The organism is Diaminobutyricibacter sp. McL0608 (assembly GCF_039613825.1).
Lineage (GTDB): Bacteria > Actinomycetota > Actinomycetes > Actinomycetales > Microbacteriaceae > Diaminobutyricibacter.
This window is the reverse complement of record NZ_CP154826.1, coordinates 2,368,734-2,393,400: the sequence shown is the minus strand read 5'-3', so window position 1 is coordinate 2,393,400 and position 24,667 is coordinate 2,368,734. Positions and strand designations below refer to the sequence as shown.

Sequence of the window (24,667 nt, the reverse complement as noted above, 5' to 3'; positions counted from 1 at the left end):
TCGGGTCGGTCAGTACGTCAGTACTTGGGTATCGGAACGGGCGTCATGATCGACGTCCTCGTCGATCGGCTCCAGGTCGCGGCGGCCGTAGCGAAGCATGAGCACGACATCGAGTACGGCGAGCAGAATGTAGACGAGGAAGAACACGACCAGGCTGATGATGAGGTCGGTGGCGGAGACACTCGTCGACGCACCGTCGGCCGTCTTCATCAGCCCCTGCACGATCCACGGTTGTCGCCCGTTCTCGGTGAGGAACCAGCCGGCGGTGTTCATGATGAACGGCACGGGCACAGCCCAGGTCGCAATGAAGAGGAACGCCCGCGATGGCGGCAGTTTTCGGCGCAGAGCAATCCAGCCGCCCCACAGGGCGAAGATGAGCACGAGGGATCCGAGGTAGGCCATCACACGCATCGCCCAGTACTGGATGAACACGTTCGGCACGTAGTTGCCAGGCCCATATTGCTCGACCGACTGCTGTTGCAGTTCGTTGAGGCCGACGACTTTGCCGTCCCAGGTGCCGGTCGCGAGGATCGACAGCAGGTGCGGAACCGCGATGATCTTCGTCGGCGTCTCGTCGTTGTTGCCGCCGCCGATCTGGAAGAGCGAGAACGAGCACGGCTGGCACGTCGTCCATTGCGCTTCGGCGGCGGCGATCTTCATGGGCTGGTAGGTGGTCTCGATGACACCGAGGTAGCTGCCGACGCCGAGTTGGACAGCGGATAGCGGCACCAGCACCGCAAGCGACAGGAGTGCGGATGTCTTGAACGGCATCGGCCCTCGCCTGAGCTGCCACGCCGAGATGGCCAGCATCACCATCGCCCCGGTGATCAGCGAGGCGATGATCACGTGAATGTATCCCCACACGAATACCGGGTTGGTGAACAGGTCGCCGATCGAATCGAGCACCGGACGCCCGGTGCTCGAGCTGGTCGCATACCCGACCGGATGCTGCATCCACGAGTTCGCGGCCATGATGAACGCGGCCGACAGCATCGCACCGGCTGCGACCAGCCACACCGAGAGCAGGTGCACGCCGCGGGGCAGCACGTTCCAGCCGAAGACCCACAAGCCGAGGAAGGTCGACTCCAGGAAGAAGGCGGCCAGCCCCTCCATCGCCAGCGGGGCGCCGAACACGTCACCGACGAACACCGAGTATTTCGACCAATTCATACCGAACTGGAACTCCTGCACGAGGCCGGTCACGACCCCGATTGCTACGTTGATCAGCAGGAGTGTGCCGAAGAACTTCGTCAGGCGCTTGTGCCGTGGATCGTGCGAGCGGAACCACGCGGTCTGCAGCAGGGCGACAAGGAACGCGAGCCCGATCGTGACCGGTACGAAGAAGAAATGGTAGATACTCGTCGACGCGAACTGCAGTCGAGCCAGATCCACCAAGTCCACGACAACGGCCCCCTCCGGTCCGTCCAGCCGGGCATTCAAGCCCGCCAAGCGTGTTCACACCCCGGTTCGAGTCTTCCGAGCGGTCGGAACCGGCGGTCGCGAAACTCAGTCTGCTCCCCTCCCCACCGGACGCGCAACGCTTTCGCGCTGCAATCGTCGACCTGAGGCAAAACAACGCAACAGGCGGGGCGAGAGCGCGTTTTGCCTCAATTCGATGGGTGACCGAGGGGGCGGGAACGAGTGATGGCGGTGCCCCACGACGTGCGCGCCACGGCGTTGTCCCCAACCGGCCCCGGGCTGGGTCGGGGTCTGGCAGACGCCCACCCTCACCGCTGAGTCGCATCCGTTCGCCAAAGATCGACGCTCGAGAACGCGGGAAGGTCGTTCCTTGGCGAACGGATGCGGCTGAGCGTGAGTACGGGGCGTACGGTGTGCGGCATGGAGCTCGAATGAAAGTCAGCGACACCAGCGACCTGTGGTGGAAGAGCGCCGTGATCTACTGCCTTGACGTCGAGACGTATCTCGACGGGAACGGCGACGGCATCGGGGATCTGGGCGGCCTGGCCACCCGACTCGACTACCTGTCGGAGCTGGGGGTCATGTGCCTCTGGCTGATGCCGTTCTATCCGTCGCCGGACCGCGACGACGGATACGACATCACCGATTTCTACGGTGTCGACCACCGCCTCGGGCATTTCGGCGACTTCGTCGAGGTGATTCAGATCGCCCGCGACCGGGGGATGCGCGTCATCGTGGACCTCGTCGTCAACCACACGTCCGACCAGCACCCGTGGTTCAAGGCTGCGCGGTCCCGACCGGATTCGCCGTTCCGCGACTTCTACGTGTGGCGCGACGAGCCGCCGAAGAAGCAGCAGGCGCCTGTGTTTCCCGACCAGGAGACCAGCGATTGGCAGTACGACGAGAAGGCGGGGCAGTACTACCAGCACGTCTTCTATCGTCAGCAGCCCGACCTCAATATCGCCGACGAGCGGGTGCGCGACGAGATCGCCAAGGTCATGGGGTTCTGGCTGCAGCTCGGAGTCTCGGGCTTCCGTGTGGACGCCGTGCCGTTCCTGTTGCAGACCGACGGTGTCATCGACGGGGCGCGGCGCCTGCCCGACCCGCACGCCTACCTGCGCTCGCTTCGTGCGTTCCTGAACCGGAGGGCAGGTGAGGGCATCCTGCTCGGCGAGGTCAATCTGTCGCGTGACGAGCAGAACGACTTCTTCGGTGGTGCCGAAGGAGACGAGCTGACCATGCAGTTCGACTTCATCAGCATGCAGAACCTGTACCTCTCGCTCGCGAGGGGGGATGCGCGCCCCCTGGCGACGGCCCTGCTCTCGCGTCCCACAGGCTCGCCCGACATCCAGTGGGCGAACTTCGTTCGCAACCATGACGAGCTCACCCTCGACAAGCTGAGCGCGGAGGAGCGCGACGAGGTCTTCGCCGCCTTCGGCCCGGACGAGCGGATGCAGGTCTATGGCCGAGGATTGGTCCGCCGGCTTCCGCCGATGCTCGACGGCGATCCAAGGCGCATCCGCATGGTCTACAGCTTGCTCTTCTCCCTTCCGGGAACTCCCGTGCTCTTATACGGCGAGGAGATCGGGATGGGAGAGAACCTCGAGGTCGGCGGCCGGATGTCGGTGCGCACCCCGATGCAGTGGAGCGCCGCCCGCAACGGCGGCTTCTCGACGGCGCGTCCGTCTCGCCTGAGAGTCCCGGTCACCGGAGGCGGGTTCGGACCGGATCATGTGAATGTCGCCCAGCAGGAGCGCGACCCCGACTCGCTCCTGCAATTCATGCGCACGCTCATCCGGCACTACCGCAACGTGCGCGAACTCGGCTGGGGCGCTTTCGAGGTGCTCGACCAGCCGGATGCGGCCGTGCTCGCTCACAGTCTGACGTCGGGGGATCGCGTGGTGGTGGCCCTGCACAATTTCGCGCCGGAGCCGCGCGAGCTGCGGCTGAAGATCGGCGGTGAGGGGATGTGCCTCCGGGATCTGTTCTCCGCCGAGGAGTTCCCGGTCGAGCACGGCCGAGCCGTGGTGGCGCTCGACGGCTACGGCTACCGGTGGCTCCGGCTCACCGCGGAGGGCGATGCGGGACTGTACTGAGCGACCCCTTTCCGGCGCCGGTCAGATCTCGACGTCGCTACCCATCGTGACCGTGCGAAGTGGGGGGAGCCCGAAGCGGGCGGCCGGGTCCGCGGCGTTGTGAGCGAGGGCGACGAACAGTGATCGCCGCCACGGGACCATCCCCTTTGCCCGCGTGGTGCGGATGGCCCCGCGCGAGATGAAATACGAGGCGGACTCGAAGTCCTTCGCTTTGAGGGGGAGTACCCCGACGTAGCAGGCGGCGCGGAGTGCGCGAGGGATGTCGGGTTCGTCGGAGAACCCGAAGCGGATGGTCAGCGCTTCGATTCCGTCGTCCGCGTAGCCCAGGTCGTCGTAGTCGAAGGCCTCGCGTCTCGGCACGTGAGGCACCTGAGCCGTGATGACCGACACGATGATGACGTGTTCGTGCAGCACGTGGTTGTGCTTCACGTTCGCGCGCAGGGCGAGAGGCGTGCTGTCTTTGTTCGGATGGGGGAAGATGGCGATCCCCGGGACCCTCGGCAGGTTCTTCTTGCGAAGATCGTCGATGAAGTCGGAGAGGGATCCTTCTTTGCTCTTGCGATCCAGCTGAACCAGCTGGCGGCCCCTTCGCCAGGTGGTCATGAGGGTGATGACCGCCGCAGCGATGAGCAGGGGAACCCAGCCACCGTTGATGACCTTGGACAGGTTGCCGGCGAGGAACGCCAGTTCCAGGCCGCCGAAGACGACCGCCGACACAACGATTTTCCAGGGTCGCCAGTGCCACAGGGGTCGGGCGACCAACAAGAGCAGCAGGGTGTCGACGACGAGTGCCCCCGTCACGGAAATGCCGTACGCCGTGGACAGACGTTCGGATGACCCGAAGGCGAGCATCACGGCCATGACGCCGATGAACAGCAGGGCGTTGATGGCCGGCAGATAGATCTGACCGCCTTCGTGCCTCGACGTCTGCCGGACGGTCAGCGGCGGGAGCACACCCAGCTGGACCGCTTGCCGTGAAAGGGAGAACGCGCCGGAGATGACGGCCTGGCTCGCGATGACGGTCGCAACGGTCGCGAGGATCACCACGGGCAGACGCCCCCAGTCCGGAATGAGCAGAAAGAACGGATTGGCCTTGGCGGCAGGATGGTTGAGGACCAGCGCTGCCTGCCCCAGGTAGTTGATCGTCAGCGCGGGGAAGACCAGGAAGAACCAGGCGCGGCGAATCGGGGAGCGTCCGAAATGTCCCATGTCGGCGTACAGGGCTTCAGCTCCGGTGATGACGAGGACGACCGCGCCGAGCGCGACGAACGAGATCGACGGATGCGCGAAGATGAAGGCGAACGCGTACGTCGGTGACAGTCCGAGCAGCACAGCCGGGTCCTGGATAACCATCCCGAGACCTGCTGCGGCCAGCACGACGAACCACAGCACCATGATGGGGCCGAAAAGGCCTCCGACCCTGCCCGTTCCGAAGCGCTGAACGACGAAGAGGCCGATCAGGATCACGGCCGAGATCGGCAGGATCAGGTGTGCGATCGCCGGCGTGGTGACCTGAAGGCCCTCCACTGCCGAAAGAACACTGATCGCGGGCGTGATGATCGAATCGCCATAGAACAGCGAAACGCCGACGATACCGATCACCAGCAGGATCCCGGCCTTCCCGGCTTGTTTTGCGTACAGTCGCTGAGCCAGCGCGGCCAGCGCCATCACGCCGCCCTCGCCGTCGTTGTCCGCGCGCATCAGGATGCCGAGATATTTGATGGAGACGATGATCGTGATGCTCCAGAACATCATCGAGACGACGCCGAAGACGTCGGCCTGGTTCGCCCGGACGGCGCCGCCGTCGAGAAGGAACACGGTCTTCAACGCGTAGAGCGGACTGGTGCCGATGTCGCCGAAGACGACGCCCAATGCCGCGATGGCGACGACCGCGAGGGCCCGTGACCCACGGACCGGCACGTGGGGCGCGCCTGGTTTCTCGCGCGGCCCGGAGTCGGCCCCTTCCCGGCGCGCCGGAACGTGCCGAGTCATTTCACTCGACGGGAGCGCCAGCGGCGAAACCATCTACCCTGCACGTGGCTCACGTTACCCCTGATGCACGTGCGCGTAGCACCTAGTGCCCGGCCAGGATGAAGATTGCGACGCCGGCACCGACGGCGAGGACGACGAACGCGGCGATCGACGGGCCGAGCCACCGCCAGATGCTCCGTTTTCTCGGAGTCGGCTCGGGTTCCTCCTGGGGACCGAGGGGTGGATATCCACCGAGCGCCCCCACGACAGCAGGGACAGGTGGCTGGTCGCCTTCGCGAGGGGGTTGCGGCATCGTTGACGTTTCTTGAAGCGGTCGGGTCTTCAGCCGAGCTTGACAGAGCACGAAGCGCACTCTCAGCCCCAGTACGGGTGCCGCACATCCCCCTCTCAAGGGGACGCGGATCGGCGTGGACGAAACGGCAGGAATAGGATGGCCGCATCCGAGGCGCAACGCCGGCAGGGAGGCACACGATGGCTGATTTGCACGCATCCTGGAACGACGTCGACCGGTACCTGATCGACACTCTCGCCGACGAGGATGAGGCGCTCGCTGCCGCGCGGTTGTCGAGCAGTGAGACGACAGCACCGGGAATCGAGGTCACAGCCAACCAGGGCAGACTGCTGCGGATGCTCGCTGAGCTCGTCGGGGCGCGGCGCGTCATCGAGTTCGGTACGCTCGCCGGCTACAGCGCCATCTGGTTCGCCGGAGCTGTGGGGGAGTGTGGCGTCGTCACGTCGCTCGAACTCGAGGAGCAGAACGCGGCGATCGCGCGCGCGAATGCGGAACGTGCGGGCGTCGGCGATCGCGTCGACGTCATCGTCGGCCCGGCTCGCGCATCCGCCCAGGCGCTTGTCGACGCCGGAGTCGAACCGTACGACTTCGCGTTCATCGACGCCGACAAGCAGAGCACCCCGGCGTATCTGCGGCTCGTACTGGAGCTGACGCATCCCGGCAGCGTGATCGTCATCGACAACGTCGTACGCGGAGGCGCCGTCATCGACGCGGAGAGTGCGGATGACCAGGTTCGGGGGATGCGCGCCGCACTCGCGGAGGTAGCCGGGAATCCGTCACTCGAGGCGACCGCGCTCCAGACCGTGGGACTCAAGGGCTGGGACGGTTTCGCCGTCATCCGCCGGCTGAGTTGACCCTGCGGACGTCTCGCATCGGATGCGCTCGGCGGTGAGTGGGACCAGCCGCGATCTGCTTGGCGCTATCCACCGACGAACCGCCTGAAACCCAGTAACTCGCTCTTACCTCACGGCTCGACCGAACGCCCATCCGAGACCGTTGACACTGGCGATGGGACAGACGATATACCCAATGGAACGAATGCACGACGTCGACATTTCGTGCGGGATCACTCGAAGATAGATCGCCTGGAGCCTGTGGAGAGCGTTTATCTTGTTTAGTCTAGGCTATCTAGACTATTCTGTATGGTGAGCGAAGAACCCACACGGAAGTTGATCAGACGGCTTAAGGCGGCGGGGTTCTCTGCAGACCGGACTGTCGGGAGCCACACGGTATATGCGACTGCCGACGGAAGGCACACGGTCACTGTTCCAGACGGACACAAGACTATTTCGCCAGGAGTTGTGAGACAGGTCAACAAGGCGATTGAGGAGGCGGCGAAATGAAGCGGTATGACGTCACGGTGACTCGCGAAGGCAAATGGTGGATGGTCGCGATTCCGGAGATCGGTGGCCTGACACAGGCACGGCGACTCTCAGAGGCTGCCCAAATGGCGAGCGACTATGTTGCTGCAACCCTTGATAGAGGCGCGGATACATTCGCGTTGGATGTGCGAGTCGAAGCAGTTGGTGACGTAAAAGGGATTCAAGAAGTACTCGCAATGATCCGAACCGACCGTGAACGGGCGGCGGCCCTCGAAAAGGAAGCCGCCGAAGCCGCCCAGAAATTAGCGAAGGATCTCGCCTCTCAGGGCGTTCCTCTGCGTGACGTCGGATCGATACTCGGGATATCTCATCAGCGAGCGCATCAACTGATGTCCGCCTAGCTCCGACGCTTCCTCACGCCTGACTCGCCCGCACGACCCAGTGGCCCGCGTTGGGCGCGAACACTCCGATCACGGGGATGATGCGCCATTCCTCGGCGGTGTGCGTCTCGTCCAGCCGGATGCGCACCGCCCGGAACCGGCGCCCGATCACCGACCGCTCGGTCCACATCACCCCGACGTGATCGATTCCGGCGGCAGTGCGCGGCAACTCGACGGTCAGGGGAGGATCGCCCACTGAGATCTCCGGTCGCGGATTGCCCAGGTCGGCGCTTCCACCGCTGAAGCTCATGAACGAGCTCACTTCGTACGCGATGCGGGGACCCGTGAACCGGAAGACGACGCGTCTCGGCTCGTCGTCGCGCGGTTCGAGAGCGATCTCGACGCCCTTCACGACCGCGCCGTTCGTCATTCCGTCAGCGTAGGTCGCCCGGGCGCAGGGGGCTAGGCGGCCCGCACACGCCAGTGCCACCGGTCCCTATCGCTCGGCCCGTTAACGATATATCGTTGAGTATCGTTGAGCATTTCTGAGGAGCACATCATGGGCGGTTCATTCCCGGCCGGCGGCTTCGGCGCCGGCAATCCTGGCGAGGGCATCTGGCAGACGATGGAGCAGATCTTCTCCGCGTTCGAGAAACGCGTGGGCACGCGGGTGGGCCGGGGCGACGTGCGCGCCGCGGTGCTCGCGCTCCTGGCCGAGAAGCCGATGCACGGTTACCAGATCATCCGCGAGATCGAGGAGCGCAGTGGCGGCAGCTGGAAGCCCAGCGCCGGTTCGGTCTATCCGACACTGCAACTGCTGGCGGATGAGGGGCTCATCAGCGTGGAGGAGTCTAACGGCCGCAAGACGTATGCGCTGACGGACGAAGGTCGCGAAGAGGCTGCCAGTGCTGCCGATTCCGCGCCGTGGGAGACCACGGGTGAAGGCCCGGCCTTCAATGCGCTGCCCAAAGCGGGCATCGAGTTGGCGCAGGCCGCGGCCCAGGTACGCCGCACCGGCTCGCCGGAGCAGGTCCAGCAGGCTGTCGCGGTCCTCGACGAGGCGCGCCGCCGGCTCTACTCGATCCTCGCTCAGGACTGAAGCGGGTGACGCAGGTCCGTCCGGGTCCGGGCGCACCAGACGCGAGATCCACGCGCGCCCGCTACCGCCGCATCCTGCGTTTCGCCGGGCGGCAGCTGGCGGTGACGTGGTGGTACGAGCTGTTCCTCCCGCGCATCGGGCTCGCGAGGGTCTCGGCGCGCACCCGGCCCAAACGGATGCGGCACTTCGCGCAGCGCTTCCACGCGCTGGCGGTGGAGCTCGGCGGCCTGATGATCAAGGTCGGCCAGTTCATGTCGTCGCGTCTCGACGTGCTGCCGCCGGAGATCACGGCCGAGCTGGAGGGGCTGCAGGACGAGGTTCCTCCGGTGCCGTTCGCCGGCATCCGCGCTCTCGCCGAGGCGGAACTCGGCCTCCCGCTCGAGCGCGCGTTCGCGATGGTCGACGAGACTCCCGTTGCGGCAGCATCCCTCGGCCAGGCGCATCGTGCCCTGCTCTCCCCGGCGGATGCGGCCGAGACCGGCCTCGAACAGGTCATCATCAAGGTGCAGCGGCCGGGCATCGGTGCGATCGTCGACGTCGATCTGGCCGCACTGCGCAGGGTGGGCGGATGGCTCAGCAGGGTGCGTCTTGTGTCCGACCGGGTCAATGCGCCCGCGCTTGTCGAGGAGTTCGCGCGTACCAGCCTCGAGGAGATCGACTACCTGCACGAGGCGGCGGGCTGCGAACACTTCGCGAGCGACTTCGAAGGCGACGACAGGGTGGCTGTGCCCGCGGTCGTCTGGGAGCGCACGACCCGACGCGTGCTCACGCTCGGCGACGTGACGGCCATCAAGATCACGGATGCGGAGGCGCTGCGGGCGGCCGGAATCGACCCGGCCGAGGTGGCGCCGGTGTTCGCTGCCGTGATGTTCGACCAGCTGTTCACGAACGGCTTCTTCCACGCCGATCCGCATCCCGGCAACATCTTCGTGACGCCTGTCGCCGACGGACCGCATCCCTGGGTGCTGACGTTCATCGACTTCGGCATGATGGGCGAAGTCACTGCGACCACGCGCAGCGGCCTGCGCAAACTGCTGTTCGCGGCCGCCGCGCGCGACGGAAAAGGTCTGGTCAGCGCGATGCGCGACGTGGGCGTGCTGCTGCCGACGACCGATTCCACGGAACTCGAGAAGGCGATGACGCAGCTCTTCGCCCGGTTCGGCGGGATGGGCTTCGCCGAGCTGCGCGAGGTGGACCCGCGAGAGTTCCGCGACTTCGCCGTGCAGTTCGGGGAGACGGTGCGCTCGTTGCCATTCCAGCTGCCGGAGAACTTCCTGCTCGTCATCCGTGCGATGTCACTCACCTCAGGCGTGTGCAGTGCGCTCGATCCCGAATTCAACATGTGGAACTCCATCGAACCGTATGCGGCGCAGTTGCTGCGCGATGAGCGCGGCAACGTGGTCAAGGACGTCGCGCAGCAGGCCGTCGAGATCGCGGGCATCGCGTTGCGGCTGCCGAAGCGGATGGATGCGCTCCTCACCCGAATAGAGGACGGCAACGTCGCCGTCACGAATCCTCAACTCGAAAAGCGGGTCGCCCGGCTGGAGCGCACTGGACGGCGGGCAGTGTCGGCGATCCTGTTCGGCGCCCTGCTCATCGCGGGTGCCGTGGTGCTGTCAACGGATGCCGTTCTCGGCACCGTCCTCATGGTCGCGTCGGTCGTCCCACTCCTCTACACGCTCATCGGGGGCCGCGGGCGGAGTTGACGAGCGCCTCCGACGTGATGCGGTCGGGTGGCTATCCAATCGGGCCGACCCGGGTCTATCGTCGATTCTGGACACGCTGCAGATGTTCTTTCCCTGTTCGAAGCGGTCCACACGTCAGGAGAATCTCATGAGCCTCATCGACGATGCCGTGGCCGCGAACGCGACCATCGCCAACGAGTACGACCCGGCCCTGGGGGCGCCACCGGCCCCGAAGATCGCCATCGTCACGTGCGCGGATCCCCGGCTCTCCGGCATCGCGCGGATGCTGGGGCTGGCCGACGCCGACGTCGACATGATCAGGAATGTCGGGACGGTGATCGACGACGACTCCATCCGGTCCCTCATCATCTCGACCAGGGTCCTCGGCACCCGGGAGATCATGATCATCAACCACAACGGCTGCGGGATGACCACCTTCACCGATGGTGAACTCGAGGAGCGTCTACGCGATGAGACCGGCATGTCGCCGATCGCGCCGGCCAGGTTCTACAGCTTCACCGATCCCGAGCAGAACACCCGGGAGCAGATGCAGAAGACCCGGTCGCACCCGTGGATCGCCGCAGAGGTGTCGGTCAGGGGTTTCATCTTCGATGTGGACACCGGGCGCGTGAGCGAGGTGCAGCCTCTCGAGACGACCGTCTCCGGCCAGTCGAACTAGCAGGAGACACGGCGATGCCGAGCCAGGAGATGCTCGCCCTGATGGAGACGTTGAGGCAACGCCAGAGAGCCGGGGCCGACCAGCCGCCTGTGACGGTGGCCGAAGCGCGCGCCTCGTTCGCCCCGGCCGGCCCCGTTCATCCGCTGCCCGACGATGTGGTCGTGACAGACGTCAGGGCGGGCGGGGTGCCGGCGCACTGGCTGGATGCTCCTGGCGTCGACCCCGGCCGGGTGCTCCTCTTCCTGCACGGTGGCGGGTACGAGTTCGGGTCGCTTCACAGCGACGGCGAACTGGCCGCCAGACTGGGGCGCGCGGGCGGGATGCGGGTTCTGTTCGTCGAGTATCGGCTTGCTCCCGAGCATCCGTTCCCCGCGGCCATCGACGATGTGCTGGCCGTGTGGCGCTGGCTTCGCACCGACCAGCGCCTGAGCGCAGCATCCATGGCGGTGGCCGGTGACTCAGCAGGGGGAGGCCTCGCTGTCGCCCTGCTCGTCGCGACGCGCGACGCCGGTGACGCGTTGCCCGCAGCCGTGGTGCTGATGTCGCCGACAGTGGATCTGACGAGTTCGGGCGAGTCCATGACCGAGCGCGTGGAGGACGATCCGATTTCGACCCCGGCCCTGCTCCAGCAGTTGGCCGCCGACTACCTGGCCGGCGCCGACCCCAGGACGCCTCTGGCGTCGCCGCTGTTCGCATCCCTCTCCGGGCTTCCGCCGATGCTCGTGCAGGTGGGGACATCCGATCTGCTCCTCAGCGATTCCGAGCGACTGGTCGCGGCGGCGACCGAGGCCGGGGTGGATGCGCGGCTGCAGGTCGGCGACGGCCTGCCGCACGTGTATCAGCTGATGCTCGGCACTCCGGAGGCCGTGGAGGCGACCGAGCGGATCGGGCGATTCCTGCGGGAACGGGTTCGATAAGGGCTCATTTCTGTGAGCTCTCGCAGAGCGACCCGCGGGGGCGAATAATTGTCTTTGCTGCAGCCGGACTGTTAACGTTACCGAGGGGCATTTCGGGTATGCCCCACTGCGCGCCTCGGAATGGGTCCTGTTCCCCCGGTTCCGGGGCGCGCGCCTCTCGCGTGAACCCGTGGCGCTACGCCTACTTCTTCGACGACGACGAGCGCCGGATTGCTCCGATCGCGATCGTGGCGAGCACGAGGACTATCCCGATGATGCCCAGCCAGAGCAGCCCTTTGATGGCGAACCCGACGATAGCCAGAATGATCCACAGCACGACGAGCACGATTACCAGGATGAGCATGAGCCTCACCGTACGCTCACTGTGCGTCCGCCTCAATGTGTTCGGACTCAGCACTACCACGCCCACGGACCTGAACTCGGGCGTGACGCGAAACCACGCCACGCCCGAGACAGCGCACGCCGGTGCCCCGAGACTACCGCCCGCATCATGCGGTCCGGCGAGCCACCTGACGTGATGCAACCACCGTATCCGCGGACATTACCGGCCGGGAGGGGGCGAAATCCGAGGCGATCCGGGGTATGTCACTGGTGCGCGCTCAGGAAGTGAAGAGGGGGATGCTCTCCATGACCTCGGCCGCACTTGTCGGGTTGAGTTCGAACGAGGAAGACGTGTTCTTCGCGTCGGATGCTCTGAGGTTGTCGATCCATTTGTGCCGCTTCGTCTGGCCCAGGCGGGAGATCAGGGTGCTCGTCGGCTTCGTATGGTTGGCGGCGATGCCGGCCACTGCGATGCCGGCTGCGATGGCGATTCCCGGTGGGCCGGCCACGAGAAGCGGAACGCCAAGGGCCACCGCCGCAAAGACGACGTCGAACCCCGCGCGAGCGAATTCGCCGGTCGAGAACACATCCGCAAGGGCAGCCGAATACTCGCGCGACAGGCGTTTGACCTCTTTTTCCGCACCCGGTTCACCGGCGTAGTACGCCGCTACGCTTGCGCGAAACTTCTGTTTGATTTCAGCTGTGCTGGAGGTAGGGCCCGCGACGTGACCCAGCCCTTCCCAATGCTTGCGGATCTTCTTGGCAACGACCTTCTGGTTCGGAACGAAGACCCGAACGTGGTCTCGCGACTCGGCCGCCACCTGCTCGCCGGGCAGGTCGAGATCGTAGAGAAACCGGGTCGTGCGTGTCTGCACGCTCACCGGGTTCTGCTTGTCGAGCAGGCCGCATCCCCACGCGTACTGGTAGGACTCGTTGGCGGCGGCCATCAGTTCGGCTCGGGTCCGGCTGGACAGATTCTGCGCCCTGACGAGATCGGCGGCGACCTTCTCCCACGCGTTGCGCGAGCCGACTCGGTCGCCCAGAGCGTCACTGAAACGCACCACCTGGTCGCGGTCAGGTCCGTTCCTCTGGATGAGGGCGTCGAGGATGCGGCGGCCGAGCTTGCCGAAGACAGCATCCGTGCGATGGGCCGGCCACGGTCTGGCCCAGTCGGATTGCCCGGAGTTGAGCGATGCCGACCACTTCTCGAGCGCTGGCGCGATTTCGCGCTCGTAGGCCGGGTCGCTGATCAGTTTCAGGGCTGATTCGATGTTCTGGTCGGCCATCAGCTTGGGGAGGCCGGGGAGGTCGCCGCCGTTACGGGAGACGATCCTGATGAATCCGCTTCGGACCAGCTCCTGAAACGGACTCTTCTTCGGGTTCACGATCGCTGCGCGGAGCGCCGGATTCATCACGAGATAGCCGTCGTTGATGAGCAGCGGATCGCCGATGATCACCGAGGAGATCAGGTGATTATTGAGCTTCGCGAGGGTCCCGATCGCCAGCGGGTCGTTGTTCCGAGCAGCGAAATCGTCGAGGAGGCCGCAATATGCTCGCTTGGTATTCACAAATTAAGAGTATTCCTCATCTTTGTGTATGCCAGCGCATAAACCGAGCCGGCTGGAGCCCCCACGAGATCAACTCGCGCAGTAGTAGATGATGAGATTCGGTCCAGACACGCGGTAGGTCCAGAGAAAGTCAACGGGCCCCGGGACCGTCGCTCCCCGGAACGGTTGGAAGAACCAGTAGTACTTGTCACCCGGAACGCAGGTGGACGAATAGTTCCCGTTGGTTTTCGTGGCCACCACGTCGACGTTCTCGGTCACGTCGAAATGGTTCGTCGCGCACTGAGCGTAGTTGGCGACGCCCTGACTCAGGGCGCCGGTTCCGCCGACCAGTGTCACCGCCTTCGGGGTCACGATCTGGATCGAGTCGTAGGTGTCTTCCGGGATGCAGGTCGGCGTGCTCAGGTAGAGCGGAGTATGCGTTGCGGCGGCGAGCGTCGCTGCGGAGAGGGCATCCGGAAACTGGGTGCCGGTAGCAATCAGAGCGTTCGAACCGATCTGCCCGAATGCTGATGACGCGATCGCATCCGCGGTCTGGTAGCGGTCGATCTCTGACGCCATTCCAGCGAGCAGACCCATTTTGTTGACCTGGTTGAGGATCGACATCGAGACCGATCCGCCGCCGCCGGCAACGAACACACCTGTCACAGCCAGGCTGTACAAGAAGGTGACGGTCGTGTTATCGATCGAGCCGGCGGAGCCGTTCACCAGAATCAGGGGTTCGCCCTGCGCGCCGGCCGTCGCGGCCGCAGCCAGCGCATCCGGAAAGTTCGCGCCGGTCGCGAGAAAGACATTGGATGCGCCGTTCGGGAAGGCGTAATCCACAAGAGCGCGCGCAGTCGCGTAGCGGTCGGCGCCCGAAATCCGCGTGATCGTGGCGGCGGGGAGGAGCGAGGAGATCGTACTCGCCACGGCGGGGGAGACGGCGCCGGATCCGCCCACGAGCACTACCGTCGACGGGTCGAGTGACGTGAGCTCGGCACCGACCGCAGGCGGCAGCGAGCCTGGTGCGGTGAGCAGGAGCGGACCGCCGAGCTTTGCGGCGATGGGGGCGGCAGCGAGCGCATCCGGGAAATCCAGGCCCGTCGCGATCAGGACGATTGAGGCGGTGCTCGGGTAGAGCTCTTTCGCGACCGCGACCGCAGTCTGGTAACGGTCGGCACCGGAGATGCGCGTCGGTGTCGGCATGACAGGTGTGTACGTCTTTGCTTCTGCGCGGGCGATCGGAAGCACCGCGAGTGAGACAGCGACCGCGAAGACGAGTGCGGCCACGACGACCATTCTCCCGACGGCTGAGCGAGAGGATGAGCCGGCGGTCGTGAGCGTGGTGGAGCGATTCATACGGTGTGCCTGTCCTGGGGAGGGGTCGGTCTGGGGTAAGAGTCAGTGGCCGGTCTGCGGGCGGACAAGGCTCGGTGCGGGTGCCGGCTGGGGGGAGGCCGGCGCGCTCAGCGGACCTGCCGCTGCGCGGAATGAGGCGACGGCAGGGCCGTTGTTACACGTCGTGAGTCCCTTGGCCACGTCATCGCTCAGGGCGGCTGGACCGCCGACTGAATAATACGTGACCACGCCGAGGCTGAACGCTGCCGACCACGAAACCTGCGGTATGCAGGCCTTGGTGGACAGATACATCGGGATGCCCGAGACGCCGGACACGGCTGAAATGGACAGCGCATCCGCGAACCCGGATGCCGTGGCGAGAACACCTTCGTCTGCGAATGGGAAGATCTCGGTGTTGACGGCGACGGCGGTGTCATAGCGGGAGAGCCCGGCAAGTCGAATCACCTCGGGTGTCGCCAGCGTGTTGAGTTGGGCTTGAATACCCGCCGAGACGGCACCTGCGCCGCCGACCACATAGATGTCGCCCGGGTTCAGCGTGGTCAGGAGGTCCATCGTCGGTGCGTCCAGCGTGGCCGCTGACCCGTTGACGAGCAGCACCGGCGATTGCTCATAGCCGGCGGCTCCTCCTGCGACGAGGGCATCGGGGTAGTTCGCTCCCGTGGCGATGAACACCGCATCGAGGTGCGTCTGTTGATTCGTGCCCTGGAATGCGAAGTCCGCAATCGCCCGGGAGGTCGCGTATCTGTCCGCTCCACTGATGCGGGTGATGTCATCGGGCGAGGCGACATAACTTGTGAGTTGCGCATAGACGGCTGCACTGACAGCGCTCACACCTCCGACGACAACGATTCTGGGTGCTCCCAGACGATGGAGCTCCGCAACGACCGTGGCGGGAATGCCGGTCGGCGAGACGAGCAGAAGGGGGCCGCCGAGGCGCGCGGCTGCCGCGGATGCACTGAGCGCATCCGGGTAGTTGAGACCGTCCGCGATGAAGACGACGTTCGCCTTCGGCTGAGGCGACGGAAAGAAGACTTTGGAGACGGCCACGGCAGTACCGAAGCGGTCGGCACCTGAAAAGCGATTCACCCAATAGTTGCCGTTGTAAGGCAATGTGACATCGGCGCCGGTGGTGGTGCTGCCGGCTGAAACATGGATCAGCCCGGACTCCGGACTGTACTGCGTGGTCAACTTCGGGGCATCGCCACCGGTGTTGGGCCACGAGACCCGAACCACATAGTCGCCGGGCATGAGGTCATCGAGCGTGTACGAACCGTCGCTCGCAATGTTCTGGGACAGTGAGCGATTCACCGGGTCGAGGAGGCCGGTGATCGGGTCGTACGGGTAAGCCACCGCCTGGATGAGACCGTTTGGCGCGCCTACCGCCAGCCACGAAGCGGGGGTGGTCGCGATGGTGCCGCTGATGGACCCCGGAGCCGGAAGTTCATCGTTCAGACCAGTGATATCGCTGTCCGTGACGGTGATGACCGTGCTTTCATCTTTGTACGCTGAGCCGAGCCAGCTCGTCGGGGCCAGACCGTCGGGCCTGATGAAGATGCGATAGCGCCCAGGGGAGACGCCGGAGAAGGAGAAGTTGCCGTTGTCGCCGGGAGCGAACTGGAGCGATTGGACGATCTCCGGATCGTCCGTCGGCCATTGGGCCGGGACAGGCGCGCCCCCGTTCGCCGAAAGGGAGAACAGCCAGATCTGCCCGTAACCGACTGGCACTGCCGGGCCGGTCTGCTGGTCCACTGTGATCGTTCCGCTGAGCGTGAAGGTCGGGGTATCGGCCAGAGACGGTGAGGCGAGGACTACGCCGGATGCCAACGACGCGAGCGTCGCAAGGAGCGCAGAACCGGCGATGATCCTCGAACGACGTCTTTTCAGCACAGACAGCACTCCTCTGTCTCGGGACCGTAGCTCTGCCTGACTCAGGAGTTGCTCGTGTTCTGTTTTTGGCGGCCGTCTATCCGAGGCGCGCGCTCATGTTTTCAGGACCGGGAGAGGGTGTCTACCCCCAATTCGGGGTGGCGCTCGCCTTCCCTTTCGACGCCTGCGCCTGGGGGTGCATACTGAACCCCAACCCGGCCACGCAGCGATAGTGCGGTTCTCGCGATCCGGGTGGGTGGCATCCTTCGGCAGCGTTCGTGATCAGGGGGTACACGTGAAGCTCGAGTCTGGAACCGCCTGGAGCGTTCGGGCGGCCGCCCTGGTGGTGGCCGTTGTAGCTGTCGCAGGACTTGCCGGGTGCTCCGATGCAAGCCCAGTCGACAAGGCGCAGGCTCAGGTGACCGCCAAGGAGAAGGCGGTCAAGGAGGCAAAAACAGCGCAGACGGCTGCGTCCGACACGTTCTGCCAGTCGAGCAAGACCTACATCACGGCCCTCGATCGCTACGGCGACGTGCTCACCCAGACCGCCCCCACAGTCGGAGATGTGACGGATGCCGGCTCCGACCTCGCGAGGCCTCGCGCGACTGCGTTCGACAGTGCCGAGGCTGCGGTCGCAGCTCAGCAGGAGCTCGAGAAAGCCGAAAAGGAGCTCGCCGAGGCGCAAGCGGCGCTCGACCGGGCGAAAGCGGGACCCTCGGGCTCGCCCGCGCCTGCCGCAACTCCCACGCCGACGGCGACCTCTCTGGTTCCGGCAGCCACCGTGGATCGCGTCAAGCAGGCCGACTCTGATTTCTCTGACGCGCAAGCGTCGATCACAGACACGACGACTCTGGCGGACGCATCGGAGAACTTCAACAGTGCGGCGGTCGCGCTCGAGTTCGCGTGGCTGCGCCTGTTCGCCGAGGCGGGATGCCTGTCCGACCCGCAGGCCCAGGCGGCAGTGAGCATGTACGTGACCGCGCTCCAACAGGATCTGGCGGCCGCCGGATACTACAAGGGTGAGGTGGACGGCATCTACGGGCCGCAGACTGTCACAGCGGTCGAAGATCTTCAGAAGGCGAGCGGGCTGCCCGTGACCGGCGCGGTCGACAAGGCGACGGCCGCAGCTCTGGATGCGAAACTCCAGGCGCTCGGCGGCGCCGCCGCCCAGCAGAGCACGGCGACGACAGCCGCGATCCAGCAGACCCTGAAGCTCGCCGGCTTCTGGGACGGCCCGGTGGACGGTGTGTGGACGCCCGCCTTGACGGATGCGGTGATGGCGTTCCAGACCAAGCTCGGTGTCGAGCCGACCGGGACGGTGGACGCTGCGACCATCAGCGCATTCGAAAAGGCGTTGGCCGAGCTGAAGCAGCCGAAACCCTCGTCGAGCCCGTCGCCGTCCCCTTCGAGTTGACGTCAGCTGTCCGCTGTCACCCAGGCCGGCGCCTGCACCGTCGCCCCGCCGAACATCGGATACTGCAGCCGGGCACACTGGTCGGCCAGCTGAACCCACGGCCGGTTGATCCCGTGCGATCCGTATTCGCGCACCAACGCCACGCGATCCAGGTCGAGCACTGCGAACAGCACCTCTTCGCCGCCCCCGGCGGTCTGCATGACCGTTCCCTCGGGGTCCACGACGACACTCTCGCCGACTCCCACGGGAGCCGCCCCGTTCAGGTTGACGACATACACCTGGTTCGCGAATGCGTTCGCCCGCGCCATCACGATCTCCATCTCGCGGTCGCGTGTGGTCGTAAGAGTGGGCTGGATGATCACCTCGGCTCCCAGCCAGGCCAGCTGCCGCGACACTTCCGGGAAGCTCCCGTCGAAGCAGATCGCCAGCCCGACCCGCCCGACCCCTGGGATGTCGAAGGTCACGAACTCGCTCCCCGGCAGCAGCTCCTCGTACGGGCGCCAGGGGAACAGTTTGCGATAGCGCGCCGCGATGTCCCCATCGGGCGAGATCGCCAGCGCCGTATTGAAGAGGCGTCCGTCCTCGGTCTGTTCCACGAGCGTCCCGGGCACGAGCCAGATCTGTAGTGATCGCGCGAGCGCGCACAACCTGTCGGTCACCGGGCCTGGAACCGTCGTGGCGGCGCGAGCATCCGCTTCAGCATCCTCGAGAAGCAGCGGACCCGGAGCCGCCAGCAGCAGTTCGGGAACCACGACCAGGTTGACGTGCGGCCGCAACGCTTTCGCCGCGCGCACCTGCGCTTCGAATCGGTCCCACGTGGCTTCGAGGTCGCCCGAAACAGGCGCCGTCTGGATTGCGGCAATGGACAGAACGCGCATCTCAGCGCTCCTCTCGGATCAGGGTGGAGTCGGTTTCGAGGTCGGCGAGGTCGGCGTTCGCGTCGCCGCGAACAACGGGGGAGTCGACCGGGTCTGCGATGACGAAGTCCGTGTCGCCGACCTTGCCGGTCGGGATCGTGCGGCCGCCGAAGAAGTCCCGGAAGTACGGCCGCAGCGCGTAGGTCACGATGACCCCGAGCACCAGCCCGCCGATCCCGATCCAGAAAACAGTGCCGATTCCGAGGATGGAGGCGCCCACGTAGTCCGGCGCCGCCATCTGGACGGCACTCACCACGAACGCGATCACCATCATCACGGCACCGAGCCCCGGGAGGATTCCGGCCACGATCAGCCGCCCCACGTTCCGTCGTATGTCTGGCGCGAAGTACACGATGGCCGAGATCGCCGTCACCGCGTAGTAGGCGGCGATCATCACGCCGATCGCCAGGATGGCCAGCCCGATGAAGTCGGTCGCGAGCAGCGTCAGCAGCACGATCGTTGCAATGCTGATGCCGGCCCACCAGTAGGTGGCGACGTGCGGGGTGCGATGGATGCGGTGCACGCGCCGGATGGCGGACGGGAGCGCCTTGTAGGTGGCCATGCTCAGCCACGAACGGGGCGTCGAGACCGCGACGGTGAACAGAGCGGCAAGGGCGGAGAGCCCGATCGCCAGCGTGATGACGCGTCCGAACACCTCGCCGGTCGCCATCGGCCCGAGCACGGACAACACGTCGTTGATGTTCTTGGGGTCGGTGATGAGGTCGATGCCACCGAAGCCGATGGCCGCGACGGATGCGCCGCAGTAGAGCACGAGCAGGATGACCGTCGAGATCATTACCGCGCGACCGGGTGTGCGCGAGCGGTCGGTTGTCTCCTCGTTGACGGAGATGAGCGCATCCCAGCCCCAGTAGATGAACAGGCAGAGGATGACTCCGCCGACCAGACCGCCCGGATCGGACACGGCGAAGGGGTTGAACCAGTCGAGGCTGGGTGTCGTGCCGGCGCCGGGGGCGGTCCCGTTCGACATCGCGATGAACGCGCCGACGCAGAATCCGCCGATCGCCACGATCTGCAGGGCGATGAGCGCGTACTGCACCCACGCCGCCAGTTCGATCCCGCGCACGGCGATCGCGGCGCTGATCGCGATCAGGACGACGGCGAAGGATGTCGTCGCCAGCGGGTTGGCCGCGATCGCTTCGAGGCCGACTGCATCGAAAAGGTAGACCGACGCGACCTCAGCGAGGGCGGCGGTTGCGATGAAGGTGGCGATCTGAGGGACCCAGCCGCCGAAGAACCAGCCGGCGACGGGGCCGAGTGCCCGGGTGATCCAGACGAAGACGCCGCCGCAGTCGGGCATGACCTGGTTGAGATCGCGGAACGCGAACGCCGTGAACAGGATGGGGATGAAGCCGAGCAGGAACGCGGCCGGCGTCTGCAAGCCGACCGCGCCGACGACGAAGCCGAGGGTCACCGCGAGGCTGTAGGCGGGGGCGACGGATGCGAGCCCGAGCGCCACGATGCGCCCGAGTCCGATCGCGTTGCGGCGCAGTCCTTTGTCGTGAGCGCCGTGCGTGCCTGGGGCTGCGCCATGAGCGTCTGGGGCGGGGTGCGCCCCCACGGGTGTCGAGCTCATCGATCTCTCCTTCATCGTCGTTGGCAAGGAAATCTGAATGGCATTCAAACAACTCCGGACAGGCTCTGTCAAGGGTTTTCTGAATTGTGTTCAGATAATCGTGTCGCGCGGCGCGGAAAAGGCGTCCCGGTGCGGCAGAATGAGGTCATGCCACGGCCCAACCGACGCGCGGAGCGGCGCCTCGACATCCTCGAAGCGGCCCGCGGTGTCGCCGTGCGCGAGGGGGCGACAGGCACAACGCTCCGGGCGATCGCGACGGCGGCGGACATGGAGCCGTCCGCCGTCCTGTACTACTTCGACGGCCTCGGCGAGATCATCGAGGAGCTCGTCTTCGCGGCGAGTGATCGCTTCATCGACACGATCACGGTCGCGGTCGGGGCTGCCGAGTCACCGGTCGAGCGGATGGTCGCAGCCATCCGCGCGGGCTCGACCGGCGGAATCGAGGGCGACGAGTCCCGCATCCTCTACGAGTTCTGGGCGGCCGGGATCCGGGATGAACGCCTCAACGATGCAGACCACGCGCTCGACCGCCGCCAGGCCGCGATCTATCGCACGATCATCGACGACGGGGTGGCGGAGGGCGTCTTCGAGCCGCGTCTCGACTTCGACGAGGCGGCTGTCGCGCTGGTCGCACTCGAAGACGGTCTTGTGATGGACATTCTGGCCGGCACGAAGTCGAGCGACGAGGTCGTGGCGCTGATCGTGTCGGTCGCCGAGGCGATGCTCGGGGCGCGGCTGCGGGCGTGAGCGTGGCTGTAGCGCGGGCTGCGTAACCCATACTGGGCGGCGCGGTTCGAGGCCGCTTCCTGAGAAGATTCTCAGCGTGCCAAAGCCGACACCCAGGATTCCCAGGATCTCCGTTACGCGCCTGCTGCGGAAGTGGGTGCGATCGTCGAGGGCTCGCAAAGAGGCCACAGCGCCCGTGCCCACCGAGCTGATCCCCACAGCGCCTGCGCCTACTGAGCTGATCAGCACCCCGCCTGTGCTGACGTCCGAACGTCCGACGACGAACCCCGCCCGGAACCCGTTTGTGGTGTGGGTGCGGTCGTTCAGCGTGTTCAGTTGGATTCTTCTCGGGCTGGTCGTGTTCCTGACGCTTGTCTTCATGACGTCTGCAGGGTTCGGGAGCGGGCTCTTGTTCATCGGGTTGATCGCGCTGCTGACCGGGTTCTACGTGTTCATCACTGGCAGGCGCAGTTGGGTGCGAATCGCAGGTCGCTCCCTCGGCGCTTTCGTTCTCGTCGCCGGGCTTGTCCTCACAATTGTTGGAAGTGTGATGGCGGGTCAGGCGCACCCGAAGAGCGAGGCGGATGCACATCCCGTCAGGTCGAAAGCGAGTTCATCGCCTTCCCCGACGCCGACTCCGACAGTGGATCCAGCCGCAGAACCGGATGCTCCTGACAACGTCGAGGCGGCCGGGGACAAGGCGACGGTTCAGGTCGTGAATTCTTCGGTCACGAAGACGTCTGCCCTTACTCTCCTCGCGACCCTACCGATCAAAGGTTCGGCGCCGAAGACCGGATACGACCGTGTCGGGGACTTCGGGACGGCCTGGCTCGATGTCGACCGGAACGGATGCGATACCCGCAACGACATCCTCTCCCGCGACCTGCATCCGACGACGAAGTCTGGCGTCTGCAAGGTGCTTTCCGGCACGCTGAATGATCCGTACACAGGGCGGACGATCTACTTCGTTCGCGGGACGACGACATCCCTAGCCGTTCAGATCGATCACGTCGTGGCGCTCATGGATGCGTGGGAGACCGGTGCTCAGCAGCTCACCCAGGCCCAGCGGGTCACGCTCGCGAACGACCCCATGAACCTGTACGCGGTCGACGGGCCCACGAACGAGCAGAAGAGCGACGGCGACGCCGCGACATGGCTGCCGCCGAGCAAGGATTTCCGCTGCACCTACGTCGCGCACCAGGTTTCCGTGAAGGCGACGTATGGACTCTGGGTGACGCAGGCGGAGCACGATGCCATCGAACGTGTTCTGTCGGCCTGCCCGAACGAGCCTGCCGTGACCTCGGTATTTGCTCCCGCGCCTGCGCCTAGCCCCAAGCCGGCTCCGGCCCCTGCGCCGGCACCCGCTCCCGCTCCTGCCCCCGCTCCTGCGCCGGCACCCGCGCCTGCCCCCGCTCCGGCACCCGCTCCTGGCGTCTATTACGCGAACTGCGCTGCAGTCCGAGCGGCCGGGGCCGCACCCTTGCACGTCGGCCAGCCAGGCTATTCGCGCAAACTCGACCGTGACGGCGATGGAGTCGCCTGCGAATAGATCTTGCTAGCGGTCCTGCGGTTGCTCTTCGGGGACCGCGACCATCCAGGTTTGCGCTTTGTCGGAGATCTCCAGCCTGACCGTGGGTCGGTCGCCCGGGGAGACGGGGAACCCGCCGGAGTTCTGAAAACGTTCCGCGCAGTGGCCCGAATACCACTGGGCGCCAACGCGCACGGTGAATGGGCCGGATGGAACGCACGCTATGTACACGGTGAGCTTCGTCGATTGCGCGGGCAGCGCGGTCGCGGCATAGGTCTGAGAGCCTTTGCCTCGCTCATGGATGACAGCGTGGGGATTTTCACTGACGAACCGGTCGGAGCTCGCGTCGGTCAACTCTGTGAGCGGGTCGACCAGTGCCGGTGCGGTCGGCGATCCCAGACTCGCATTTTCCATCGTGCATCCTGTCGACAGGAGCCCGGCCATGACAACGACCAGGCCGGCGAACGCTCGTACTCGTGAAGTCACAGCTGACGCCTTTCGCGGCGTTTGCTCGGTGCGCAAACTGCCCTCACCTAATGGATGACAGAACATCCATATCATTACGCGAACGGGTGATGACCACGCGAACCCGACGTGGGTGAGTCGGCGTTACGCGCAATCACGCCGTCAAGTCCGGCCACGCCGCGATATCGACTCCGTGGTTGTCGGGTGACGCGATCGTCCACGACCCCGGCGCGTCGCGGTCGTCCGCGATTCGGCCGCGAACCCCTCATCACTTCGGATGAAATCGGCGCGCACCGACCTAGGCTGGGGGCCGCCTTCCAATAGCGTGACGATATGACAGTGTTGACGCGGCTGAGCCGCACGTGGCTCGCTCCAGCCGTGGCCGTCGTCTATTTCGTTCTATGGGTGGTCGGCGAGTGGTCCCGAGCCGCGCTGGCTCCCAACACGGCGATCTTCGCCCTGTTCGCGCTTGCGATCGCGGTCTCGACCTGGATGCCGCTGCTCTCGCTCGCACTGATCGTCGCGGTGCCTGCGCTGCAGAGCGCCGGGTTGGCGGCACCGCCCACCAACACGACGTGGGCGACCTACCTCGCAGCCGCGATCGTTGCGTTCTTCGTAGGATTCCGCGGCAGCAGGATCACACGCTACCTCGCACTTCCTGCCGGCGCCGCAGCCTCCATTCTGATGACCCTCGCGTTGATCGCACCGCTCTCGCCCAACCCGCTCGACCAGGGGCCGGGCGCGTCACTGCGCAGTCTGGCTGCTCTGGTCGCGCTGGCGGCGTTCGGCATCTTCGCCGCGGCCTGGGCGATCGGCATGGCGTTGCGCGAGTTCGTCACTCGGCGCGAGGTCGCCATCGAACTCCACAAGTCGGAAATCCGCTACGAACAAGCCGATCTGGAGCTGCGTCTGGCGCAGGACCGCGCCCGGATCGCCCGCGACGTCCACGATGCGCTCGCTCACTCGCTCGCGATCATCGTCTCCCAGGCGCAAGGTGCGGTCGCCGTTGCGGACAGCAGGCCGGCGGCCGTCACCGAATCGGTGAAGGC

Annotated in this window: 23 protein-coding genes and 1 pseudogene; 12 read left to right on the top strand and 12 right to left on the bottom strand. The window is 65.7% G+C overall.

Translation table 11 applies throughout. From position 1 onward, the window contains the following. Positions 1-9: 9 nt before the first annotated feature. Complete coding sequence (locus tag AAYO93_RS11380; protein WP_345761303.1) at positions 10-1,401, bottom strand: cytochrome ubiquinol oxidase subunit I; 1,392 nt, start codon at positions 1,399-1,401, stop codon at positions 10-12. A gap of 449 nt (positions 1,402-1,850) precedes the next feature. Here AAYO93_RS11380 and AAYO93_RS11375 point away from each other — a divergent pair, with 449 nt between their 5' ends. Further along, on the top strand, positions 1,851-3,515 hold the full coding sequence (locus AAYO93_RS11375; protein ID WP_345761302.1) for an alpha-amylase family protein: 1,665 nt from the start codon (positions 1,851-1,853) through the stop codon (positions 3,513-3,515). 21 nt (positions 3,516-3,536) lie between these two features. Here AAYO93_RS11375 and AAYO93_RS11370 read toward each other — a convergent pair whose 3' ends face one another. Both AAYO93_RS11370 and AAYO93_RS11365 read right to left on the bottom strand, forming a co-directional pair. After that, entirely contained in the window at positions 3,537-5,507 is a 1,971-nt protein-coding gene (locus AAYO93_RS11370) for a potassium transporter Kup (RefSeq protein WP_345761301.1), read from the bottom strand. 82 nt (positions 5,508-5,589) lie between these two features. Beyond that, a complete protein-coding gene (locus AAYO93_RS11365; protein ID WP_345761300.1) occupies positions 5,590-5,799 on the bottom strand; it encodes a hypothetical protein in 210 nt (69 codons plus the stop codon). A gap of 179 nt (positions 5,800-5,978) precedes the next feature. Here AAYO93_RS11365 and AAYO93_RS11360 point away from each other — a divergent pair, with 179 nt between their 5' ends. The 3 genes from AAYO93_RS11360 (at position 5,979) to AAYO93_RS11355 (ending at position 7,522) form a co-directional block, all read left to right on the top strand. Beyond that, a complete protein-coding gene (locus AAYO93_RS11360) occupies positions 5,979-6,653 on the top strand; it encodes an O-methyltransferase (RefSeq protein ID WP_345761299.1) in 675 nt (224 codons plus the stop codon). 288 nt (positions 6,654-6,941) lie between these two features. Beyond that, entirely contained in the window at positions 6,942-7,142 is a 201-nt protein-coding gene (locus AAYO93_RS20200; protein WP_434056629.1) for a type II toxin-antitoxin system HicA family toxin, read from the top strand. Next, positions 7,139-7,522, top strand: a complete 384-nt coding sequence (locus tag AAYO93_RS11355) for a hypothetical protein (RefSeq protein ID WP_345761298.1) — start codon at positions 7,139-7,141, stop codon at positions 7,520-7,522. The genes AAYO93_RS20200 and AAYO93_RS11355 overlap by 4 nt, the downstream gene beginning before the upstream one ends. A 13-nt stretch (positions 7,523-7,535) precedes the next feature. Here the strand turns inward: AAYO93_RS11355 and AAYO93_RS11350 are convergent, their stop codons facing one another. Next, positions 7,536-7,931 carry a hypothetical protein gene (locus AAYO93_RS11350; protein WP_345761297.1) on the bottom strand — a complete coding sequence of 132 codons (396 nt, stop codon included), beginning with the start codon at positions 7,929-7,931 and terminating at the stop codon, positions 7,536-7,538. A 129-nt stretch (positions 7,932-8,060) separates the two neighbouring features. Here AAYO93_RS11350 and AAYO93_RS11345 point away from each other — a divergent pair, with 129 nt between their 5' ends. The 4 genes from AAYO93_RS11345 to AAYO93_RS11330 all read left to right on the top strand — a co-directional run bounded on the left by AAYO93_RS11345 (position 8,061) and on the right by AAYO93_RS11330 (position 11,881). After that, positions 8,061-8,600, top strand: a complete 540-nt coding sequence (locus AAYO93_RS11345; RefSeq protein ID WP_345761296.1) for a PadR family transcriptional regulator — start codon at positions 8,061-8,063, stop codon at positions 8,598-8,600. Positions 8,601-8,605: 5 nt separating this feature from the next. Continuing rightward, positions 8,606-10,306, top strand: a complete 1,701-nt coding sequence (locus AAYO93_RS11340; protein ID WP_345761295.1) for an ABC1 kinase family protein — start codon at positions 8,606-8,608, stop codon at positions 10,304-10,306. 127 nt (positions 10,307-10,433) lie between these two features. Next, the gene (locus AAYO93_RS11335) at positions 10,434-10,964 is read left to right on the top strand and encodes a beta-class carbonic anhydrase (RefSeq protein WP_345761294.1); all 531 of its coding nucleotides are present in this window, start codon (positions 10,434-10,436) and stop codon (positions 10,962-10,964) included. Positions 10,965-10,978: 14 nt separating this feature from the next. Further along, positions 10,979-11,881 (top strand): alpha/beta hydrolase, encoded by a 903-nt coding sequence (locus AAYO93_RS11330; protein ID WP_345761293.1) that lies wholly within the window; start codon positions 10,979-10,981, stop codon positions 11,879-11,881. 181 nt (positions 11,882-12,062) lie between these two features. On the opposite strand, the gene AAYO93_RS11325 is transcribed toward AAYO93_RS11330, so the two are convergent. The 4 genes from AAYO93_RS11325 to AAYO93_RS11310 all read right to left on the bottom strand — a co-directional run bounded on the left by AAYO93_RS11325 (position 12,063) and on the right by AAYO93_RS11310 (position 16,995). Continuing rightward, entirely contained in the window at positions 12,063-12,224 is a 162-nt protein-coding gene (locus AAYO93_RS11325; RefSeq protein ID WP_345761292.1) for a hypothetical protein, read from the bottom strand. 256 nt (positions 12,225-12,480) lie between these two features. Next, positions 12,481-13,770 (bottom strand): hypothetical protein, encoded by a 1,290-nt coding sequence (locus AAYO93_RS11320; protein WP_345761291.1) that lies wholly within the window; start codon positions 13,768-13,770, stop codon positions 12,481-12,483. A gap of 69 nt (positions 13,771-13,839) precedes the next feature. After that, positions 13,840-15,039 carry a cell wall-binding repeat-containing protein gene (locus tag AAYO93_RS11315; protein ID WP_345761290.1) on the bottom strand — a complete coding sequence of 400 codons (1,200 nt, stop codon included), beginning with the start codon at positions 15,037-15,039 and terminating at the stop codon, positions 13,840-13,842. A gap of 111 nt (positions 15,040-15,150) precedes the next feature. Continuing rightward, on the bottom strand, positions 15,151-16,995 hold the full coding sequence (locus AAYO93_RS11310) for a cell wall-binding repeat-containing protein (RefSeq protein ID WP_345761288.1): 1,845 nt from the start codon (positions 16,993-16,995) through the stop codon (positions 15,151-15,153). A gap of 274 nt (positions 16,996-17,269) precedes the next feature. Here AAYO93_RS11310 and AAYO93_RS11305 point away from each other — a divergent pair, with 274 nt between their 5' ends. Further along, entirely contained in the window at positions 17,270-18,388 is a 1,119-nt protein-coding gene (locus tag AAYO93_RS11305; protein WP_345761287.1) for a peptidoglycan-binding domain-containing protein, read from the top strand. A gap of 2 nt (positions 18,389-18,390) precedes the next feature. On the opposite strand, the gene AAYO93_RS11300 is transcribed toward AAYO93_RS11305, so the two are convergent. Both AAYO93_RS11300 and AAYO93_RS11295 read right to left on the bottom strand, forming a co-directional pair. Next, a complete protein-coding gene (locus AAYO93_RS11300) occupies positions 18,391-19,266 on the bottom strand; it encodes a carbon-nitrogen hydrolase family protein (RefSeq protein ID WP_345761286.1) in 876 nt (291 codons plus the stop codon). 1 nt (position 19,267) lies between these two features. Next, positions 19,268-20,899 carry an APC family permease gene (locus AAYO93_RS11295; protein ID WP_345761285.1) on the bottom strand — a complete coding sequence of 544 codons (1,632 nt, stop codon included), beginning with the start codon at positions 20,897-20,899 and terminating at the stop codon, positions 19,268-19,270. A 147-nt stretch (positions 20,900-21,046) separates the two neighbouring features. Here AAYO93_RS11295 and AAYO93_RS11290 point away from each other — a divergent pair, with 147 nt between their 5' ends. Together AAYO93_RS11290 and AAYO93_RS11285 are read left to right on the top strand one after the other, a co-directional pair. Further along, the gene (locus AAYO93_RS11290; RefSeq protein WP_345761284.1) at positions 21,047-21,646 is read left to right on the top strand and encodes a TetR/AcrR family transcriptional regulator; all 600 of its coding nucleotides are present in this window, start codon (positions 21,047-21,049) and stop codon (positions 21,644-21,646) included. A 175-nt stretch (positions 21,647-21,821) separates the two neighbouring features. Continuing rightward, the gene (locus tag AAYO93_RS11285; protein WP_345761283.1) at positions 21,822-23,174 is read left to right on the top strand and encodes a GmrSD restriction endonuclease domain-containing protein; all 1,353 of its coding nucleotides are present in this window, start codon (positions 21,822-21,824) and stop codon (positions 23,172-23,174) included. A gap of 6 nt (positions 23,175-23,180) precedes the next feature. On the opposite strand, the gene AAYO93_RS11280 is transcribed toward AAYO93_RS11285, so the two are convergent. Both AAYO93_RS11280 and AAYO93_RS11275 read right to left on the bottom strand, forming a co-directional pair. Then, positions 23,181-23,639, bottom strand: a complete 459-nt coding sequence (locus AAYO93_RS11280; protein ID WP_345761282.1) for a hypothetical protein — start codon at positions 23,637-23,639, stop codon at positions 23,181-23,183. 723 nt (positions 23,640-24,362) lie between these two features. Then, entirely contained in the window at positions 24,363-24,581 is a 219-nt protein-coding gene (locus tag AAYO93_RS11275; protein ID WP_345761281.1) for a hypothetical protein, read from the bottom strand. Here AAYO93_RS11275 and AAYO93_RS20195 point away from each other — a divergent pair. Continuing rightward, a pseudogene (locus AAYO93_RS20195) lies at positions 24,549-24,635 on the top strand (histidine kinase); the annotation flags it as partial. The gene AAYO93_RS11275 and the pseudogene AAYO93_RS20195 sit on opposite strands and share 33 nt — an antisense overlap. Positions 24,636-24,667: the final 32 nt, after the last annotated feature.